At 60.0% G+C, this 2,839-nt stretch carries 2 protein-coding genes and 1 pseudogene; 1 reads left to right on the top strand and 2 read right to left on the bottom strand.

What is annotated here, in order from left to right:
• Positions 1–1,800: LPS-assembly protein LptD (locus F758_RS0142865; RefSeq protein WP_024513493.1), on the top strand; the 1,800-nt coding region annotated here is incomplete at its 5' end.
• A gap of 239 nt (positions 1,801–2,039) precedes the next feature.
• On the opposite strand, the gene F758_RS46230 is transcribed toward F758_RS0142865, so the two are convergent.
• Both F758_RS46230 and F758_RS52705 read right to left on the bottom strand, forming a co-directional pair.
• Positions 2,040–2,396: a hypothetical protein gene (locus tag F758_RS46230; protein ID WP_157450567.1), complete on the bottom strand. Its 357-nt coding sequence runs from the start codon at positions 2,394–2,396 to the stop codon at positions 2,040–2,042.
• 226 nt (positions 2,397–2,622) lie between these two features.
• Positions 2,623–2,839 (bottom strand): annotated as a pseudogene (locus F758_RS52705) (serine hydrolase domain-containing protein); the annotation flags it as partial.

The raw sequence follows: 2,839 nt of genomic DNA, 5'->3' as shown, positions 1-2,839 counted from the left end.
GCGCAGCTCGAATTCTTCGGCGTCCCGCTCGCCTACATGCCGTATTTCTCGACGCCGGACCCGACCGTGAAGCGCAAGTCGGGCTTTCTGATGCCAAATCCCAGTCAAGCGTCGACGTATGGTTACGCCGTCGAGATCCCCTATTACTTCGCGCTCGCTCCAGACTATGACGTGATGCTCTACCCGCGCTTCACCTCGCGCCAGGGCGTCCTGGTCCAGGGTGAATTCCGCCAGCGCCTCTTGAATGGCTCGTACTCAATCCGCGCTTACGGCATCGACCAGCTCGATCCGGGCGCCTTCGCCGGCCAGCCGGGCAACCGCCAGTTCCGCGGCGGCATCGAGACGCACGGCCAGTTTGCGATCAATGACAAGTGGGTTTGGGGCTGGGATGGCGTGCTCCTCTCCGATTACCACTTCTTCCAGGATTATCGGCTCGCCCAGTATCGGGACCCGTTCGCATCGTTCCTGAGCCTGCCGACCGAAGGGATCTCGCAGCTCTATTTGACCGGCGTCGGCAGTCGCAGCTTTTTCGATGCGCGCATGATCCATTACCTCAGCTACTCCGGCAACCAGAGCCAGGTGCCGGCGATTCATCCGGTGATCGACTATAACAACGTAATCAACAGCCCGATCTTCGGCGGCGAGTTCAGCTACAAGGTGAACTTCACTAGCCTGACCCGCAATCAGGCGGTGTTCGACCCGATCACGACGCTCGCCAACACAGCCGGCCTGTGCACCACGGCATCCGCCGATCCGCTGGCTCGGATGCCCTCGCAATGCCTGCTGCGCGGCTTCCCCGGCACCTACACGCGCCTGACGGCCGAGGCGCAATGGCGAAAATCCTTCACTGACCCGCTCGGCCAGATCTGGACGCCGTTTGCCATCCTGCGCGTCGACGCCATCGACGCACAGGTCTCGAACCAGCCCGGCGTGTCGAACTTCCTGCCCGTCGGCGACACGCAGGCGCTGCGCCTGATGCCGACGGTCGGCCTCGAATATCGCTACCCGCTCATCAGCGTTCATCCCTGGGGCACCACCACGGTCGAGCCGATCGCGCAGATCATCGTCCGTCCGAACGAGACCTATGCCGGCAAGCTGCCGATGGAGGACGCGCAGAGTTTTGGTTTCGATACCTCCAACCTGTTCAGCGTCGACAAGTTCTCCGGCTACGACCGCGTCGAGGGTGGGGGGCGCGGTAATGTCGGCGTGCAGGCCACGACCCAGTTCGACCGCGGCGGCTCCGCCAAGGTGCTGTTCGGACAGTCCTACCAGCTGTTCGGCCTGAACTCCTACGCGATCCATGATTCCATCAACACCGGTCTGAATTCCGGTCTCGACAAGCCCCGCTCCGACTATGTAGGAAGCGTCGCCTATTCGCCGAACAGCACCTATACGTTCAGCGTTCGCTCCCGTGTGGACGAGCAGACCTGGAACGTGAAGCGCTTCGAGGCGGAAGGCCGCGCTGATTTCAATCGCTGGTCGGTCAGTATGATGTACGGCAATTACGCGCCGCAGCCAAACCTCGGCTATCTGACCCGCCGCGAGGGCATCCTGACCTCCGGTTCGCTGAAGGTCTCCACCAACTTGGTGGTGACCGGTTCGGCGCGCTGGGACCTTGAGGCCAACAAGGTCAACCAGTATGTTCTCGGGGCCGGCTATGTCGACGATTGCTTCGTGCTGGCAGCGACCTATGTAAATTCCTATAGCTACTCTGCGAGCTCGATGCCGCCCGTGCTGAATAAGACCTACCTGCTAACCATAGGTTTACGAACGATCGGGATGAATTCGGTCGGCTTCTGAGCCGACACTCACTTCCCGCACGTGAACAACTCGATAGGACGAGCTTCGCCCTCTCGCGGCCCGCGCGTGTTCTGCGCAACCGTGTCACGTTCATCGATTCCCGGAACGATCCCGAGCCTGAAGAGCCGCACTGTTCACGACGGTTTATGCCGCCTGACTTCGGATCCTCAACGTCGCTGATATCGAACCAGCGGATGTGATCGGGGTCGAGCAGGGCACAGGCGGCAGGGACTGTTACGTCATGCTCTCGCCACAGCTCCCACCCTGAGGGGGCGCAGGCTTGCCTCGAGCTCGTCGGCAATCTCTTTGGTGTAGACCTTGTGTCCGTCCACATACAGAGCGAATGATCTCAGATGCCGTTCCTTTTTCGCCGGATTCTCAATCGCCGTCTTGGTCCACTCGTAGAGCGGATGGTCGTCGGACCCGTGCATTTCTGTTTTGGCGACATACTCGGCAAAGGCGTGGAACTGACATTTCGGGGGCGCGCGGTGCTTGGTGAGAATATCAAACAGTTGCGCAACGTCTGGGCCGTGGAGGTTTAAGGGTATTAATCTTGCCGCTGCTGAATCGCTCACCTGGAATCGGATCTGATGCAACTGGGCGTCATTCCTATTCTCGTTTCCTCTCGCTCCCATTGTCACCACGTTTTTGCGCTTGCTAGTGAGTGCTTTTCATTGCCTCGATCTGGTCGGCTTTCGAACAATCCGCGTCTGCCCTTTTGCGAAGCCACAACCGAGCCAAACACGTTTACTCGCCTCACTTTGGTTCGAGGGATAACCACGCTGATTACCGGACGAGTGCGGCATAGACGATGTCCTGGACTTATTCACGATAGTACTTCCGGATTTCTCCAGGTGCCGCCGTTCCTACCACCACAAGGAGACGCTCCTTTGGGACGCAGAAAAATTGCGAGCCGTAGGCGCCGGTCCAGGTAAACTCCCCCGGGGTTGCCTGGAACTGCTGAGAGACCCTCAATGGTCCGCACTGCCACCCCAAGCCCGAACCCGAAGCCCGCACGGTGGGGTTCCACAGTTGCGAC

Origin of the sequence: Bradyrhizobium sp. ARR65, from assembly GCF_000472385.1 — a bacterium.
GTDB lineage: Bacteria > Pseudomonadota > Alphaproteobacteria > Rhizobiales > Xanthobacteraceae > Bradyrhizobium.
The sequence above is the reverse complement of the archived record's forward strand: the minus strand, read 5'-3'. Positions and strand labels throughout refer to the sequence as shown.